This is a genomic window from Stenotrophomonas sp. S39 (assembly GCF_016624665.1).
In the GTDB taxonomy this organism is placed as follows: Bacteria; Pseudomonadota; Gammaproteobacteria; order Xanthomonadales; family Xanthomonadaceae; genus Stenotrophomonas.
Map to the genome: position 1 here is coordinate 31,113 of NZ_JACVTT010000033.1, position 15,296 is coordinate 46,408.

Below are 15,296 nucleotides of genomic sequence, written 5' to 3' on the forward strand. Positions count from 1 at the left end.
TGTTACCTGGTTACCTCGTTCCCGTGGTCACCTGAAAAATTGGCTCCGCCCGAAGGTGGCCAAAGGAGGCCACAGGGCTCCACGCAGACACCCCCTATCGCGCAGGGAACCGCAGGGCGAGTCGGTGCCAGCGAAGCAGGGAGAACGCCATGCAGGGCCGGGGCTGGGCCTTGCTGCAGGCAGTGCAGAAAAAGCACCCTATGAAGTGCGCAGGCGTGGCGGGGAGACGAGTGCGCACGGCAACAGTCGCAGGGCACAATTACATCTGAGCAGTGCCCACAGCGGCTGCCCATCGCGCACCAGCCTGTAGCCGGCATAGCAGCCCCCAGCCGGGGACGCTCTGAACCGGGCACCCTGAAGCTCAGGCGACAAGCGTGCTGCAGGCTGGACGTGCGCGAGCTCGCCCACGTCTTCCTTACGAGTAGAGAGTGATGACAGAACGTAAAGCCCAAGGCGCCGGCAGGAACTATCCGCTGGCACAGCAAACCGGACGGCAGGGGGAACTTTGGGTTGAGACCTTCTTCACCAATGCCGGCTGGACCGTCGGCGCATATCAAATCGACGATGGGTACGACCTTTTTGTCACACCGCCAAGAGACGATTTCAACGGCCAGAGCTTTCTAGTCCAGGTCAAGGGGAAAGCTAAACGGCAGAGAGGAGGCGTCTTTGCACCTGTCGCCAGAAAGCGTCTTCGTGACTACGCCGCGAACATCATGCCGGTCTTCATTTTTCGAGTCTTCGTGGGGGATAACACTGCGTATTGGGTGCACGCGCAGAGGGCAGTCGAGCAAAATCCTCGCCTGGCCATTGGTACCGGTGAAGCTCAAGTTCCACTTCCCCCTAGCAATCAAGTGTGCTCAATCGAGCAGTTCGTCGAAGCGGCAAGAGAGATCCTTCTCCCGCTATACAGGCGTTGCGACGGCGTTATGAGCCTTATGAATGCAAAGGTCTCTCATCTGTCGAGCTTGGACGACACTATGAATGTATCCATGGTTCAACAGGGACAGACCACCACGTTCGAGTTCTCAGAAGCTGAGGGCAAGAAGTGCACAGCAGAGATCACGGCAACTTTCGCTGATCAAAACTTGGAGGCGGTTGAAGCAATGGTGGACTATGGGCAGCCCGCTATAGCCAAGAGCGACGCGGTCATATTCACAGGCTCCCCAGTCTTCACTGAACTAGGCTTGGACCGCTCATCCCCCGCAACCATCGAGATCTCCCCACTCTACCGCGAGGCGTGTAGATTGAAGCTACGGCCGTCGAAATCAGCAAAGGCCTTCGACGAAGAGCTAATTATCCCTTGCCTTCTATCCAAGGGCACCAAAGGGATTACGATTGAAAGCACACCAGGCGCTCCGCTGGGGATAAGAATCCGCGGAACAAGCTCAAGCAATGGACACTCGCTAAAGATGAATCTGCAACTGCCAGAATCGTTCACCGATGGCCAAGACCTAGCACTGAAGCAAAGCGTCGGAGCTCTCGGTAAATGGGCAGAGCAAGCGGTCCTAAACGATGGCGTCATAAGCGGCGAAATCGTAAAAGGCAAGCAAGTCATCAAGTTCTATGCGAACTACGATGAGAGCTACGAACTACTTCACTTCATGTCGGCGGTTGGCAAGCTGCACCATGTCGCGCGCCTGATGAATTCAAGCTATCGCCTAACAGACCTCCAACACTCAAAGAAGGAGATCTGGCTGATCGAATGCGTCTACCGAATGCTCAGTGGTGAGACGCTAGACATTGGCATATCCTCAGCAAACATTCCGTGCTCTGAAGAAGACCTCCCAGAAACCGACGACTACGTCGTGCCATTTCTCTTGCCTTTGACATTTGGTGGTCAGCTGGTCTGCCCTGTTCCGATAGAGCTAGATCTTCGGGGATACGACCGATTCCTTAGTGATACCGGCGGCGAAATAGTTCTAGCCAGGCGCTCGGGTAGCACATCAAAGATGACCCTGAAGGAGTTACGGGGGTGAAGGTGCAAAAGTCGTTATTATCTGTCACCCGCCTGGTGCGCTTAAAGGCACCAAGCGGCACTGCACTCGCGAATGCCGCGTGAGTGCTTCCAGATCCAAGCTAGGTCGGCTGCGCCAGCTCAAAGGAGCGGAATTGAATCACCGCATCACCCAGCCATTCGTTGAGCGCGGTTAGCCGCGTCTGTAGGGGCGCCAGCTCCATCGCAGTCCAAACGGTCGCCGCCTCGCGTATGGAGCCAAAGCCGCCGCTGTTCTGCGGCACAATGCCCAGCAGCTGCGGCGGTGTGCGCAGGGAGGCCAGCATGTCGTCTCGGGTCACGCTCTTGATGCCGGTAAACTCATCCTTCGCCGCAACCTCGCTGACGGGAATCAGCTTCAGACCATCCTTGCTGCCGCCCGGCGAGTGCAGGAAAAGGTTGCGGAAATTGCCCGGCCCACGTGACTCGCGTAGCGCGTTTCGGATGCCGTCCACATCGTCCTTCTCGGTCAGGGAGTCGGTGAGGTACAGGATGAACCCGGCATGCGAGCCGTTGTTGTAATACTTCCGGCGAAACAGCGTCGCCGATTCGTTCAGCAGGGCCGACTGAACAGCCGGCATCCATTCCGGCAGCCCGTAAATTTCCTGGTCAACATCTGCCTCGCGGAGCTGGAACACATCGCCTCGAGCAAACTCATGCTCGATCTTGCCGGCGCGGATCTGGAAGAACTCGCCCGGCTCGACACCTCGGCGCACGTACTTGGCCAGCGGCACCGTCAGGGAGTGATTGACACCGGACATAGCGCGGCGGCGCTCGACATAGGCCATGCCGAAGGTGATGTAGTCCAAAGCCAGCTGTGCGAACGCCTCGCGGCTCAGCAGCTTGTGGGGCTTGAACGTGCTCACCAGCATGTTGCGCTTGAACGTCAGCCCGCTGTGCAGATACGGATTGGCCCGGGTGGTGCGGGACAGCCCATGCAAATCCACCGGCGGCTCGAAGTAGCGCCCGTTACGCCAGCATTCGAGGTAGTCGAGGATGCCGCGAGATTCCAGCACGGGCGTGGGGTCACCGAAGGTGAACGCCTCAACGCCGGCAGGCATCCGCACCTGCCGCCGGCAGCAATGTGGTGCAGCTGGGGCTGCGGTTGGCAGGTGGTGACATATGACGCCACACGGGTTCGGCACATTCTGGCTGCTCTATGGCCAATTCGGGGCAACGATGACCGTCGAGCAACTGCGGATGACCTACTTCCCAACGGCGAAGATCAAAACGATGGCCAACAAGCACACAGCCGGCTTGCTGCCGCCACGGGTAGGCGACGTGTACGACACGCGCGACGTTGTCAGTTGGTTGGATGGCCAGCGAAAAGCACGCGCTGCATAAACAGCCAGAGAGGGCCACCCTAGGTGGCCCTCTCTAGTACTGTCAAACTAGACGCGGGCGCTTAATCACAGTTCCTCGTTCGGATAGCGAGGTTCCGGGTGCGGCGGCGTTTCGAACGTGATCTTGCCATCGGAATACTCCCCGCCGATAACGCGCTGATCGTCATCATTTACATCCATGTCATCGCAGCCGTAGTAGATGGAATAACTAACGGTGTAATTGACCGTGATGTCTCCTGCTACAACGTCAATATCCTCAATCTCGTCTCCCGCATGGGCCGCGCGCGGATCGATGTAGTCGGTTTCAAGATCCAGTGCGTGCGACCATTTTTCCTTGTTCGCAAGCAACCATTCCTCGATCTCCCTGTCTCGCTCGGCATCGTCCGTGCATACCAGATCTGGTACTTCAACAACCGTAATCCTGTTCACTACTTTCCTCTCTTCCTTGGGGTGAACTCACTTCCACGGACTTTCCTGAGCACCAATGTTGTACCAACCACCGCGAAAGTCTTGTCCTGATTGGCTGTCGCTCCGATCCATCATCGGGGCGACGGACAGGCGCAGGGAGTCGGCGTAACGGGCGGTGGCGGACGTCATCGGGGCGTTGATCGTGGAGACTGGCATTGCCAGTGAGATCAATAGTTTACACCGGGTGGCTGAATGGCGGCGGGGAGCCCTGTGCGGATACGCCAAGCTTTGACGCTGTTGCCGATTGAACGATGTATCCTTGTGGATACGATCGGCCCATGATCACGCTTCGGGCGACAGAAACCTTCACGCAGTGGCTCCGCGCACTGAACGACGGCAGGGCCCGGGCCCTGATCGTGGAGCGCCTGCAGCGCGTCGCCCGGGGGCTTGAGGGCGACGTTCGATCAGTGGGCGGAGGAGTGAGCGAACTTCGCATCAACCATGGACCGGGATACCGCGTGTACTTCACGCGCCGCGGCAGAACTCTCGTCGTACTGCTTTACGGCGGCGACAAATCGAGCCAGCGCCGCGACATCGCCAAAGCGATCCGCCTCGCAGATTCACTCTAGCCACAATTGACGACGCGCCGTTCCCAGGACTCCCCAATGAGCAAGCTGAAGACAGTTCCCTTCGATCCAGCCGACTACCTCGATGACGACATCGCGATCGCCGCCTATCTGAGCGAGGCACTGGCAGCGGGTGACCCGGATCACTTCCAGGAAGCGCTTGGAACGGTTGCGCGTGCACGCGGCATGGGCGGTGTTGCCGACAACGCCGGGCTTGGCCGCGAAAGCCTGTACAAGGCGCTGCGCCCCGGCGCGCATCCGCGCTTCGATACCGTGCAGCGCGTGCTGTCGGCATTGGGAGTGCATCTGGTCGTGCAGGCGGACAAGCAATCCGCTGGCCCCCCCTGATCGCCGCCGCTGCGCTCGCCGGGCATGGCCCGGCGCTACCAGCATCCCCTACGCGATCAATGCCCGCCGCGCGCGCCGCCCACCTGTTCGATCAGGGTCTGGCTGGCCGCATTGAGCCCAACTACCGTCACCTCCGCCCCATGTGCGGCCAGCTTTTCCTGCGCGCGTTCCAGCGCGGCCACGGCGGTCAGGTCCCACAGGTGGGCATCGCGCAGATCAATCTGCACCTTCGGCGCGACGTGCTGGTAGTCGAAGGCCGCGCCGAGCTGGCCAGCCGAGGCAAAGAACACCTGCCCGCGCACGCGGTACACCTGGGTATCCGCCGCGTCCTCACGCTGCACGTCCAGCATGCGGCCCACCTTGCGGGCGAAGAACAGCGCCGACAGCAGCACGCCGCTGAGCACGCCCTTGGCCAGATCGTGGGTGGCCACGGTGACCACCACGGTCAGCAGCATCACCGCAGACGAGCTGCGCGGATGCGTGCGCAGGTCGCGCAGCGAGCGCCAGCTGAAGGTGCCGATGCTGACCATGATCATCACCGCCACCAGCGCGGCCATCGGGATCTGCCGCACCAGGTCGCTGCCGTACACCACCAGCACCAGCAGCAGTGCGCCGGCCACCAGGCAGGACAGGCGGCCGCGGCCACCGGAGGTCACGTTGATGACCGACTGGCCGATCATCGCGCAGCCGGCCATTCCGCCGAGGAAGCCGGTGACCGTGTTGGCCACGCCCTGGCCGACGCATTCGCGGTTGCGCTCGCTGGGCGTCTCGGTGATGTCCTCGACGATCTGCAGCGTCATCATCGATTCGAGCAGGCCGACCACGGCCAGCGTGGCCGACACCGGCAGCAGGATGCGCAGGGTTTCCCAGGTGAGGGGCACATCGGGGATGAGGAAGTGCGGCAGGCTGTCGGGCAGCTGGCCCATGTCGCCCACGCTGCGCACGTCCACGCCGAAGCCGATGACCACGGCGGTGAGCACGACGATGGCGACCAGCGGCGAGGGCACGGCGCGGGTGATGCGCGGCAGCAGGTAGATGATGGCCAGCGCGGCGGCGCACAGCACATAGACGGTAGGGCCGCGGCCGATCAGTTCGGGCATCTGCGCCAGGAAAATGAGGATGGCCAGCGCGTTGACGAAACCGGTGATGACCGAGCGCGAGACGAAGCGCATCAGCGAGCCGAGCTTGAACACGCCGGCCAGCATCTGCAGCAGGCCGGCCAGGATGCTGGCGGCGAACAGATACTGCAGGCCGTGGTCCTTGACCAGATCGACCATGACCAGCGCCATGGCGCCGGTGGCAGCGGAAATCATGCCCGGGCGGCCGCCGGCGATGGCGGTGACCACCGCGATCGAGAACGCGGCATACAGGCCGACCTTGGGGTCGACGCCAGCGATGAGCGAGAAGGCGATGGCCTCGGGAATCAGGGCCAGGGCGACGACCATGCCGGACAGCAGATCACCACGGATGTTGCCGAGCCATTGCTGGCGCAGGGGGTAGGACGTTTGCATGGGAAAACTCCGCGCGCACGGGCAAAGGGCCACGTGGCGATGCAGTGGAAAGACACGGGTTCCTGAGCCGGGCGGGCCGGGTGCCGAGGTGCGGCAAGGGTCAGGGTGGCGTGATCACTGCAGGCGGGTGTCGGTACGTGGGAGGCGCGCAGTCTACGGGAAGCCGCCCGGCGGCGGTAGCGCGGGCAGGCATTGAACGCAGCGTGACATGGCAGCGCCCTACAATCGGGCCATGGCCCTGCCCTCTCCCCGTTTCTTCGACCCCGCCACCGAACAGGGCGTGCTGCGCCTGTCCATTGCCTTCTCGCTGGCGGTCGCGCTGGCCGGGGTGGTGTTCGGCCTGCTGGCCAATTCTTCGCTGATCATCTTCGACGGCATCTACGGCCTGATCGACGTGGTGATGACCTGGCTGTCGCTGCTGGTGGCGCGCCTGATCGCGCTGTCCACGCAGACCGATGCGCTGCAGTCGCGGCTCAACCAGCGTTTCACCATGGGCTTCTGGCACCTGGAGCCCATCGTGCTGGGGGTAAGCGGCCTGCTGATGATCGGCGCGGCGCTGTATGCCCTGGTCAACGCGGTGGATGCGCTGATGTCCGGCGGGCGCCATATCGCGCTGGGGCCGGCGATTGTGTTCGGCGTGGTGTCACTGCTGGCAGAGAGTGCGTTCGGCGCCTTCGTGTGGCGCGCCAACCGCCGCATCGGCTCGGACTTCATCGCCCTGGATGCAAAGAACTGGGTGATCGCCGCGAGCATGTCGGCCTGCTACGTGGCCGCGTTCGTGGGCGGGGTGCTGGTGCAGGGCACATCGCTGGCCTGGGTCGGGCCCTACATCGATCCGGCCATCCTGGCGGTGGTCTGCCTGTTCGTGATGGTGGCGCCGCTGGGCACGGTGCGGCGGGCGCTGGCCGGCATCCTGCTGGTGACCCCGCCGGACCTGCAGGCGCACGTGGACGCCGTGGCGCGGGACATCGTGGCCCGCCATGGCTTCGTCGAACACCGCAGCTACGTGGCCCAGGTCGGCCGTGGCGAGCAGATCGAGCTGTTCTTCGTGGTGCGCGAGGACGACCCGCCGCGGCCCCTGGTGGAGTGGGACCAGCTGCGCGATGAGATCGGCGATGCACTGGGCGAGGCTTCCCCGGACCGCTGGCTGACCATCATGTTCACCACCGACCGCGAGTGGACCATCTAGGTCGACAGGACGATTCGTCAAATATTCAGGACGAACTATCACCCATCGTCCTGAAGGAACGGGCAAAGTAGACCCATCGAAACACCCACCCACTGACCAGGAGCATCCCATGTCCATCGAAAAGGTTCTGTACACCGCCCAGGCCACCTCCACCGGCGGCCGTGAAGGCCGTTCGGTCTCCTCCGACAACGTGCTGGACATCCAGCTGTCGACCCCTCGCGAGCTGGGCGGCGCCGGCGGCCCGGGCACCAACCCGGAACAGCTGTTCGCGGCTGGTTACTCGGCCTGCTTCCTGGGCGCGCTGAAGTTCGTGGCGGGCCAGGCCAAGGTCGCGCTGCCGGCCGACACCACCGTCACCGGTAAGGTGGGCATCGGCCAGATCCCGACCGGTTTCGGCATCGAAGCCGAGCTGACCATCAACGCCCCGGGCGTGCCGCGCGAACAGCTGGAAGAGCTGGTGCAGAAGGCGCACATCGTCTGCCCGTACTCCAACGCCACCCACGGCAACATCGACGTGACGCTGATCGTTGCCTGATGCGGTGATGCCGGCCAGCGGCCGGCACTACCACGGCAAGAGCAAAAAAATGGGCGGATGCCGGTCGAAACCGGGCATCCGCCCATCCCACCTCGGGTGGGCCCCGGCATGTGGCCGGGGACGCATTCGCTTGTGTAGCGCCGAGCCCATGCTCGGCTGCATGGATCAGCCGAGCATGGGCTCGGCTCTACACGTTCAAACCTTACTTCTCGCTCGTGATGAGCTGCACGACGCTGGAGAAATCCAGCTTGCCGCGGCCGGCCTGGTGGTTCATCGAGTACAGGTTGCGGGCCACTTCGCCCAGCGGGATCGAGGCGCCGACGCTCATCGCCGCTTCCACCGCCAGGCCCATGTCCTTCAGCATCAGGTCGCTGCCGAAGCCGCCGCTGTAGCCGCGCGAGGCCGGGGCATTTTCCAGCACACCCGGCCACGGGTTGCACACTTCGGTGGCCCAGCTGCGGCCGGTGCTCACCGCCATCATCTGCGACAGCACCTTCGGGTCCAGCCCGTGCGCCACGCCCAGGGCGATGGCTTCACCGGTGACGGCCATGATCACGCCCAGCGCCATGTTGTTGCACAGCTTGGCCACCTGGCCGGCGCCGCTGGCACCGACGTGGAAGATGTTCTTGCCCATGGCCTGCAGCACCGGGCGCGCACGTTCCAGTGCGTCCTCTTCGCCACCGACGATGAAGGTGAGGGTGCCGGCCTGTGCGCCGGCGGTACCGCCGGACACCGGTGCGTCGAGCATCTGCAGGCCACGTGCGGCAGCGGCTTCAGAGACCTTGCGGGCGCTGGCCGGGGCGATCGTGCTGCAGTCGATGACCAGCGCACCGGCCGGGATCGCGGCGAGGATGCCGTCATCGCCCAGGTACACGCCTTCGACGTGGCGGCTGGCCGGCAGCATCGAGATCACGACTTCGGCATCGGCCAGGGTGTCACGGGCCGACGGTGCGGCGCTGGCACCGGCATCGACGGCGGCCTGGACGGCAGCCGGCACCAGGTCGAACACGCGCACGGTGTGGCCGTTCTTGACCAGGTTGGCGGCCATCGGGCCACCCATGTTGCCCAACCCGATGAATGCAATGCGGCTCATGCAAGGCTCCTTTCAGCAAGGGGAGTGCCCAGGTCGGCCAGCGGATGCGCGGCGTCGGCCCAGGGGGAAACGAAGAAGGTCTGCGCCCACGCGGCGGTGGCCTCGGCCAGGGTGGCCGGGTTCCACTGCGGGTTGCGGTCCTTGTCGATCAGCAGCGCGCGGATGCCTTCGGCAAAATCGCCACGGGCGGCGCAATGCAGGGCGGTGATGTATTCCAGGCGGTAGACGCTGGCCAGGTCCTGGCCGGCGCTGCGGCGCTGCAGCTCGAAGGCCAGCCGCGCCGAACCGGGTGCACCGGCGGCGAGGGTCTTCTGTGCGGCCTGAAGCCAGGCATCGTCGGTCTGCAGGCGGCTGATGCGGTCGATGATTGCGGACAGGTCATCGCCTTCGCACAGCGCGTCGACCTGCGCGGCGTTGGCCAGCAGCGGGCCGGTCGCGGCGTCGCTGGCATGCGATTGCAGCAGATGATCCAGGCGTTCGTGGTTGTGCGCGGCGTCGCTGGACCAGGCCACCTGCAGCAGCGCATCGAACACTGCGCTGCGGCGTTCTTCGGCCACGTGCACGTCGGCCAGGCCCGCGTAGATGGCATCGCCCGGATTGAGCAGCGCGCCGGTCAGGGCCAGGAACAGGCCGCCCTTGCCCGGCACGCGCGGCAGCAGCCAGCTGCCACCCACATCCGGGAACAGGCCAACGGTGATTTCCGGGAAGGCCAGCTTGGAACGCTCGCTGACCACACGGTGGCTGGCGCCGGACATCAGGCCGATGCCACCGCCCATCACGATGCCATGGCCCCAGCACAGGATCGGCTTGGTATAGGTATGGATGAGGTAATCGACGCGGTACTCGACGTCGAAGAACTCGGCGGCGTAGTCGTTTTCGCGGATATCGCCGTGGCCAGCCCCGCGGAAGGCGACCATGGCCTTGTACAGGCTGTGCAGGTCACCACCGGCGCAGAACGCTTTTTCGCCGGCGCCCTGCAGCACCACCATCGCGATGCCGTCATCGTCGGCCCAGGCGTTCAACTGCTTCAGCAGCAGGTGCGCCATCGGCAGCGAGAAGCCATTGAGCGTGCGCGGCGCGTTGAGGGTGGCGATGCCGATGCGCGTGCCGTTGCCGGCCACGCGCTCTTCGAACAGCACCGGTGCTTGTTCGGCAACGGTGTCGGCGGTCATGCGTTCTTCCACTGCGCGGCGCGCTTTTCCAGGAAGGCGGTCACGCCCTCGACCTGGTCGGCGGTGTCGAACAGATCGACGAAGGCTTCGCGCTCGGCCACCAGCGCCGAGGCGTGGGTGCCGGTGCGGGTGGACTGCACCAGGGTCTTGCAGGCGGCGATGCTGGTCGGGCTCTGCTTGCCGGCCTTCTTCGCCCATTCCAGCGCCAGTGCCTTGGCTTCGCCCTTGCCGACTTTCTCTTCGGCCAGGCCGATGCGTAGCGCGGTTTCCGCGTTGACGCGCTCGCCCAGCAGGATCATGCGCTTGGCCCAGCCCTCGCCCACCAGGCGCGGCAGGTTCTGGGTGCCACCGGCACACGGCAGCAGGCCGACGGTGGCCTCCGGCAGCGCGACCTGGGCGTGGTCTTCGATGATGCGCAGGTCACAGGCCAGCGCGCATTCCAGGCCACCGCCCATGGCGTAGCCGTTGATGGCGGCAATCGACACGCCACGGAACGCGGACAGCGCTTCGAAGGCTTCACCGAAACGGCGTGCGGCTTCGCGTGCGGCGCCCTTGTCGCCCGAGGCGAACTGGTTGAGGTCTGCGCCGGCGGAGAAGAACTTCTCGCCGTCACCGGTGATCACCAGCGCGTAGATGTCGCGGTCTGCGTTGAGCGCGCCCACCAGGTCGCGCAGCGCGGCCAGGCTGTGCACGGTCCAGGTGTGCGCCGGCGGGTTGTGCAGGGTGACCACGGCGGTGTGGCCATCGGCCTCGACCTTCAGGCCCACGTGCTCCTGGGTACGCCAATCCTTCATCGCAGTTCCTCTTCGGTGTTGAGCAGGTGGCGGGCAACGATCACCCGCATGATCTCGTTGGTGCCTTCCAGGATCTGGTGCACGCGGCTGTCGCGCAGCAGGCGCTCGATCGGGTATTCGCGGATGTAGCCGTAGCCGCCGTGGATCTGCAGCGCTTCGTTGCAGATCTTGAAGCCGGCATCGGTGGCGAAGCGCTTGGCCATCGCGCACCACACGTTGGCATCGCTGGCACCAGCGTCGAGCTTGCGCGCCGCCGAATGCACCATCTGCCGCGCGGCCACCAGTTCGATGGCCATGTCGGCCAGCTTGAACTGCAGCGCCTGGAAATCGGCCAGCGCCTTGCCGAACTGGCGGCGCTCGCCCATGTAGCGGCGTGCGGCATCCAGCGCGCCCTGCGCGGCACCCAGCGAGCAGGCGGCGATGTTGATGCGGCCGCCGTCCAGCCCCTTCATCGCCAGCTTGAAGCCGCCGCCTTCCTCTCCCAGAAGGTGGCTGACCGGCACGCGGACGTTCTCGAAGGTGATGCCACGGGTGGGCTGGCTGTTCCAGCCCATCTTCTCTTCCTTGCGGCCATAGCTGATGCCCGGCAGGTCGGCCGGCACCGCGATGGCGCTGACACCGCCTGCACCGGCACCGCCGGTACGCGCCATCACCACCAGCAGCTCGGTGGCACCGGCGCCGGAGATGAAGGCCTTGGAGCCGTTCAGCACATAGAAGTCACCGTCGCGCACGGCGGTGGTCTTCAGCGAAGCAGCATCCGAGCCAGCGCCCGGTTCGGTCAGGCAGTACGAGGCCAGCTTGCTGCCCGAGGACAGGTCGGTGCCCCACGCATCGCGCAGTTCGGCCTGGCCCCATTTGGAGACCATCCACGAAGCCATGTTGTGGATGCTGATGTACGCCGCAGTCGACGGATCGACGTTGGCGAGCTCCTCGATGACGACGGCGGCGTCCAGGCGGCTGAGGCCGCTGCCGCCGACTTCCGGGTCCATGTACAGACCACAGAAGCCCAGTTCACCGGCCTTGGCGATCGCCTCGCGCGGAAAGATGCCCTCCGCATCCCATCGCGCGGCGTGCGGCGCCAGTTCGGCCTGTGCGAAGTCACGCGCGGCTTCGCGGTACGCCTGCTGTGCTTCTTCCTGGTCCGTCGTCATCGAGTGGCTCATGGCTGCTCCTGCCCTTACTTCAGGCTGATGGTGGTGTTGACGCCGTGGCTCAGCGTCTCGTCATCGAACCAGCGTGCGGTGACGGTCTTGGTCTGGGTGTAGAACAGCACCACCTGCTTGCCGTACGGGCCCAGGTCGCCCAGCTTGGAGGCGCGCGAACCGGTGAACGAGAACAGCGGCACCGGCACCGGGATCGGCACGTTGATGCCGACCTGGCCGACGTCGATGTCTTCCTGGAAGCGACGGGCCGCGGCGCCGGACTGGGTGAACAGCGCGGTGCCGTTGCCGTTCGGGTTGCTGTTGACCATGGCGATGGCCTCGTCCAGCGTTTCCGCTTCGAGGATGACCAGCACCGGCCCGAAGATTTCTTCCTGGTAGATGCGCATGTCGGTGGTGACACCGGCAAAGATGGTCGGGCCGACGAAGTTGCCCTTCTCGAAACCATCGACCTGCGGCTTGCGGCCGTCCAGCACCAGCTTGGCGCCCTGCTCCACGCCGGAGGCGATCAGGCCTTCCACGCGCTCGCGGGCGCTGCAGGAAATGACCGGGCCGACGTCGGTGCCGGAGACGGTGCCGCCGCTGACCTTGAGGGTCTTGGCCTTGGCCACCAGGTCCTGCACCCAGTTGCGCGCTTCACCGACCAGCACCAGGGTGGAGGCCGCCATGCAGCGCTGGCCGGCCGCACCGAAGGCGGCGCCAACCATCGCGTTGAGGGTCTGTTCCTTGTTGGCGTCCGGCAGCACCACGGCGTGGTTCTTGGCGCCCATCATGCACTGCACGCGCTTGCCGGCCAGCGAGGCGCGGTTGTAGACGTGGGTACCGACGCGGGTGGAGCCGACGAACGACACGGCCTTGATGTCCGGGTGGTCGCAGATCGCGTTGACCACTTCCTCGCCACCGTGGACGACGTTCAGCACGCCCTTCGGAATGCCGGCTTCCAGGGCAAGCTCGACCAGGCGCATGGTTACCATCGGGTCCTGCTCGGACGGCTTGAGGATGAAGGTGTTGCCGGTGGCGATCGCCATCGGGAACATCCACAGCGGGATCATCGCCGGGAAGTTGAACGGGGTGATGCCGGCGCACACGCCCAGCGGCTGCATGATGCTGTAGGTGTCCACGCCGTTGGCCACGTTGTTGGCCAGCTCGCCCAGCTGCAGGTTGCCGATGGCAGCGGCGTGCTCGACCACTTCCAGGCCGCGGAACACATCGCCTTCCGCGTCCGGCAGAGTCTTGCCCTGTTCGGCGGTGAGGATGTGGGCCAGCTCGCTCATGTTCTCGCGGATCAGCTGCTGGTACTTCAGGAAGATGCGCGCGCGGGTGCCGATCGGGGTCTTGCGCCAGGTCTTGAAGGCTTCCTTGGCGGCAGCAACGGCGGCATCCACTTCGCTGGTGGTGGCGAACGGCACCTGGGCCAGCACGTCCTGGGTGGCCGGATTGATCACGTCCTGCCAGTGGGAGGTGGCCGATTCGACGAACTGGCCATCGATCAGCATGCGGATACGGGGCGCTGCAACAGTCATGACGACAATCCCACTGGCTCGAAAGATGCTTGGCATTATTCACAGCACCCTCCTCGATTTCCGGCCTGAATCCGCTTAATCTGGCCAACACGCCAGACGATTCATGTTAATTCTGTGAATTTCCAGCCTTCACAACGCCAGCTGGGCCTGCGCCTGCTGCGCCTGCGCGAACAGCGCGGCTACAGCCAGGTGGACCTGGCCCGTGCCCTGGGCCTGTCGGCCAGTTATCTGAACCAGATCGAGCGCAACAAGCGCCCGCTGACCCCGGCCGTGCAGAAGAAGCTGGGCGAGGTGTTGGGCGACGTTTCTGCCCTGTTCGACGATGATGAGCCCGCCGCGTTGCAGGAGGCGCTGGGCGAGACCCTGCGCGACCTCGGCCTGGCGGAGGTGAGCGCGACCGAGCTGCGGGCACTGGCCGGCAACCTGCCGCAGGTCAGCCGCGCCCTGCTGGACCTGCATCGCCGCCACCTGGCCCTGCGCGAGCACGCCGCCGCGCTGGAGTTCCAGCTGGGCGAGCCCGAGGCCGGCAGCACCCTGCCCGCCGGCGACCAGGTGCGCGAGTTCTTCAACCGCATGCACAACCACATCCCCGAGCTGGACGAACTGGCCGAGCGCCTGTTCGCCGAGTGGGGACTGTCACCCGGGCACGTGGCGCCGCGCCTGCGCCAGCTGCTGGCCGACCGCCACGGCGTGCTGGTGGAAGTGGCCGCGCTGCAGGCCGGGCGCGAGAAGCGCCAGTTCGATGCCGGTGCGCGCCGGCTGTGGCTGCCCGATTACCTGGAGCCGGGCCAGCAGGCGTTCCAGATGGCGGCCGAGCTGGCCCTGCACGGTTACCTGCCGCAGATCGATGCGGTGATCGCGCGTGCGGGCTTCCACGATGAGGCGCGCATCGCGCAGGCGCGGATCGGCCTGTCGAATTACTTCGCCGGTGCGCTGGTGATGCCGTACATGCGCTTCCTGCGTGCGGCCGAGGCCAGCAGCTATGACATCGAACTGCTGGCGCATCAGTTCGGCGTGGGCTTCGAGGCGGTGTGTCATCGGCTGAGCACGCTGGCGCGGCGCAGTGCGCCGGGGCTGCCGTTCTTCTTCATCCGCGTGGACCGTGCGGGCAATGTGTCCAAGCGCCATTCGGCCACCGATTTCCATTTTTCGCAGGTGGGTGGGTCGTGCCCGCTGTGGATCGTCTATGAGGCGTTCAACCAGCCGGGGCGCATCCTGACGCAGACCGCGCGCATGCCCGATGGGCGACGCCACTTCTGGCTGGCGCGGCAGGTCAGCAGCGGGCCGGTGGGCCATGGCCAGCCGCGCAAGACGTTCGCGGTGGCGCTGGGGTGCGACCTGCAGCATGCGGAGCGGTTGGTGTATTCGCTGGGGCTGGATGTGCAGAGCCCGGGCAACTCGGTGTCGATCGGCCCGGGTTGCCGGGTGTGCCCGCGCGAGGACTGCATGCAGCGCGCGTTTGCGCAGTTGCCGGGAAGGTAGGGGGGTTGCAGGGCTGCGCCCTGCACCCGCGGTAGTGCCGGCCGCTGGCCGGCAACCTCAACAGCAAGAGCTGGCTTTCCGTGGGATGGCGGGGTGGGTCCGGTTGAGGGGGACGCCGT

15 protein-coding genes are annotated in these 15,296 nt (G+C 65.1%); 7 read left to right on the top strand and 8 right to left on the bottom strand.

Annotated features, from left to right (window positions below; translation table 11 throughout):
* Positions 1 to 431: 431 nt before the first annotated feature.
* Entirely contained in the window at positions 432 to 1,976 is a 1,545-nt protein-coding gene (locus tag IAE41_RS10660) for a DUF4365 domain-containing protein (RefSeq protein WP_200733094.1), read from the top strand.
* Positions 1,977 to 2,076: 100 nt separating this feature from the next.
* Here IAE41_RS10660 and IAE41_RS10665 read toward each other — a convergent pair whose 3' ends face one another.
* Entirely contained in the window at positions 2,077 to 3,054 is a 978-nt protein-coding gene (locus IAE41_RS10665; RefSeq protein WP_200733095.1) for a phage portal protein, read from the bottom strand.
* Between the two features lie 61 nt (positions 3,055 to 3,115).
* Here IAE41_RS10665 and IAE41_RS10670 point away from each other — a divergent pair, with 61 nt between their 5' ends.
* On the top strand, positions 3,116 to 3,337 hold the full coding sequence (locus IAE41_RS10670) for a hypothetical protein (RefSeq protein ID WP_200733096.1): 222 nt from the start codon (positions 3,116 to 3,118) through the stop codon (positions 3,335 to 3,337).
* Positions 3,338 to 3,402: 65 nt separating this feature from the next.
* Here IAE41_RS10670 and IAE41_RS10675 read toward each other — a convergent pair whose 3' ends face one another.
* The gene (locus IAE41_RS10675; RefSeq protein ID WP_200733097.1) at positions 3,403 to 3,765 is read right to left on the bottom strand and encodes a hypothetical protein; all 363 of its coding nucleotides are present in this window, start codon (positions 3,763 to 3,765) and stop codon (positions 3,403 to 3,405) included.
* 317 nt (positions 3,766 to 4,082) lie between these two features.
* On the opposite strand from IAE41_RS10675, the gene IAE41_RS10680 reads away from it, so the two are divergent.
* A complete protein-coding gene (locus IAE41_RS10680; protein WP_200733098.1) occupies positions 4,083 to 4,373 on the top strand; it encodes a type II toxin-antitoxin system RelE/ParE family toxin in 291 nt (96 codons plus the stop codon).
* A 36-nt stretch (positions 4,374 to 4,409) separates the two neighbouring features.
* On the top strand, positions 4,410 to 4,718 hold the full coding sequence (locus IAE41_RS10685) for an addiction module antidote protein (protein WP_200733099.1): 309 nt from the start codon (positions 4,410 to 4,412) through the stop codon (positions 4,716 to 4,718).
* Between the two features lie 56 nt (positions 4,719 to 4,774).
* On the opposite strand, the gene IAE41_RS10690 is transcribed toward IAE41_RS10685, so the two are convergent.
* A complete protein-coding gene (locus tag IAE41_RS10690; RefSeq protein ID WP_200733100.1) occupies positions 4,775 to 6,229 on the bottom strand; it encodes a SulP family inorganic anion transporter in 1,455 nt (484 codons plus the stop codon).
* Between the two features lie 208 nt (positions 6,230 to 6,437).
* Here IAE41_RS10690 and IAE41_RS10695 point away from each other — a divergent pair, with 208 nt between their 5' ends.
* A complete protein-coding gene (locus IAE41_RS10695) occupies positions 6,438 to 7,418 on the top strand; it encodes a cation transporter (RefSeq protein WP_079224883.1) in 981 nt (326 codons plus the stop codon).
* Between the two features lie 109 nt (positions 7,419 to 7,527).
* Positions 7,528 to 7,953 (top strand): organic hydroperoxide resistance protein, encoded by a 426-nt coding sequence (locus tag IAE41_RS10700; RefSeq protein WP_200733101.1) that lies wholly within the window; start codon positions 7,528 to 7,530, stop codon positions 7,951 to 7,953.
* A gap of 202 nt (positions 7,954 to 8,155) precedes the next feature.
* Here the strand turns inward: IAE41_RS10700 and mmsB are convergent, their stop codons facing one another.
* The 5 genes from mmsB to IAE41_RS10725 are packed head-to-tail and all read right to left on the bottom strand — an operon-like array spanning position 8,156 to position 13,695.
* On the bottom strand, positions 8,156 to 9,046 hold the full coding sequence (gene mmsB, locus IAE41_RS10705; protein WP_200733102.1) for a 3-hydroxyisobutyrate dehydrogenase: 891 nt from the start codon (positions 9,044 to 9,046) through the stop codon (positions 8,156 to 8,158).
* The gene (locus IAE41_RS10710; RefSeq protein WP_200733103.1) at positions 9,043 to 10,218 is read right to left on the bottom strand and encodes an enoyl-CoA hydratase/isomerase family protein; all 1,176 of its coding nucleotides are present in this window, start codon (positions 10,216 to 10,218) and stop codon (positions 9,043 to 9,045) included. The genes mmsB and IAE41_RS10710 overlap by 4 nt, the downstream gene beginning before the upstream one ends.
* On the bottom strand, positions 10,215 to 11,012 hold the full coding sequence (locus IAE41_RS10715; protein ID WP_079224875.1) for an enoyl-CoA hydratase: 798 nt from the start codon (positions 11,010 to 11,012) through the stop codon (positions 10,215 to 10,217). The genes IAE41_RS10710 and IAE41_RS10715 overlap by 4 nt, the downstream gene beginning before the upstream one ends.
* Positions 11,009 to 12,175, bottom strand: coding sequence for an acyl-CoA dehydrogenase family protein (locus IAE41_RS10720; protein ID WP_079224873.1), 1,167 nt, complete (start codon positions 12,173 to 12,175; stop codon positions 11,009 to 11,011). The genes IAE41_RS10715 and IAE41_RS10720 overlap by 4 nt, the downstream gene beginning before the upstream one ends.
* Before the next feature lie 14 nt (positions 12,176 to 12,189).
* Positions 12,190 to 13,695: a CoA-acylating methylmalonate-semialdehyde dehydrogenase gene (locus IAE41_RS10725; protein WP_200733104.1), complete on the bottom strand. Its 1,506-nt coding sequence runs from the start codon at positions 13,693 to 13,695 to the stop codon at positions 12,190 to 12,192.
* Between the two features lie 114 nt (positions 13,696 to 13,809).
* Here IAE41_RS10725 and IAE41_RS10730 point away from each other — a divergent pair, with 114 nt between their 5' ends.
* Positions 13,810 to 15,177, top strand: coding sequence for a short-chain fatty acyl-CoA regulator family protein (locus tag IAE41_RS10730; RefSeq protein ID WP_108745734.1), 1,368 nt, complete (start codon positions 13,810 to 13,812; stop codon positions 15,175 to 15,177).
* The last annotated feature ends 119 nt before the right edge of the window (positions 15,178 to 15,296 follow it).

Excerpts from the sequence above, each read along its gene's own strand:
- IAE41_RS10715 (WP_079224875.1), bottom strand. The coding sequence starts at position 11,012 with ATGAAGGATTGGCGTACCCAGGAGCACGTGGGCCTGAAGGTCGAGGCC.
- IAE41_RS10680 (WP_200733098.1), top strand. The coding sequence starts at position 4,083 with ATGATCACGCTTCGGGCGACAGAAACCTTCACGCAGTGGCTCCGCGCA.
- IAE41_RS10725 (WP_200733104.1), bottom strand. The coding sequence starts at position 13,695 with ATGACTGTTGCAGCGCCCCGTATCCGCATGCTGATCGATGGCCAGTTC.
- IAE41_RS10665 (WP_200733095.1), bottom strand. The coding sequence starts at position 3,054 with ATGCCTGCCGGCGTTGAGGCGTTCACCTTCGGTGACCCCACGCCCGTG.
- IAE41_RS10670 (WP_200733096.1), top strand. The coding sequence starts at position 3,116 with ATGACGCCACACGGGTTCGGCACATTCTGGCTGCTCTATGGCCAATTC.
- IAE41_RS10710 (WP_200733103.1), bottom strand. The coding sequence starts at position 10,218 with ATGACCGCCGACACCGTTGCCGAACAAGCACCGGTGCTGTTCGAAGAG.
- IAE41_RS10700 (WP_200733101.1), top strand. The coding sequence starts at position 7,528 with ATGTCCATCGAAAAGGTTCTGTACACCGCCCAGGCCACCTCCACCGGC.
- IAE41_RS10720 (WP_079224873.1), bottom strand. The coding sequence starts at position 12,175 with ATGAGCCACTCGATGACGACGGACCAGGAAGAAGCACAGCAGGCGTAC.
- IAE41_RS10695 (WP_079224883.1), top strand. The coding sequence starts at position 6,438 with ATGGCAGCGCCCTACAATCGGGCCATGGCCCTGCCCTCTCCCCGTTTC.
- IAE41_RS10660 (WP_200733094.1), top strand. The coding sequence starts at position 432 with ATGACAGAACGTAAAGCCCAAGGCGCCGGCAGGAACTATCCGCTGGCA.
- IAE41_RS10685 (WP_200733099.1), top strand. The coding sequence starts at position 4,410 with ATGAGCAAGCTGAAGACAGTTCCCTTCGATCCAGCCGACTACCTCGAT.
- mmsB (WP_200733102.1), bottom strand. The coding sequence starts at position 9,046 with ATGAGCCGCATTGCATTCATCGGGTTGGGCAACATGGGTGGCCCGATG.
- IAE41_RS10690 (WP_200733100.1), bottom strand. The coding sequence starts at position 6,229 with ATGCAAACGTCCTACCCCCTGCGCCAGCAATGGCTCGGCAACATCCGT.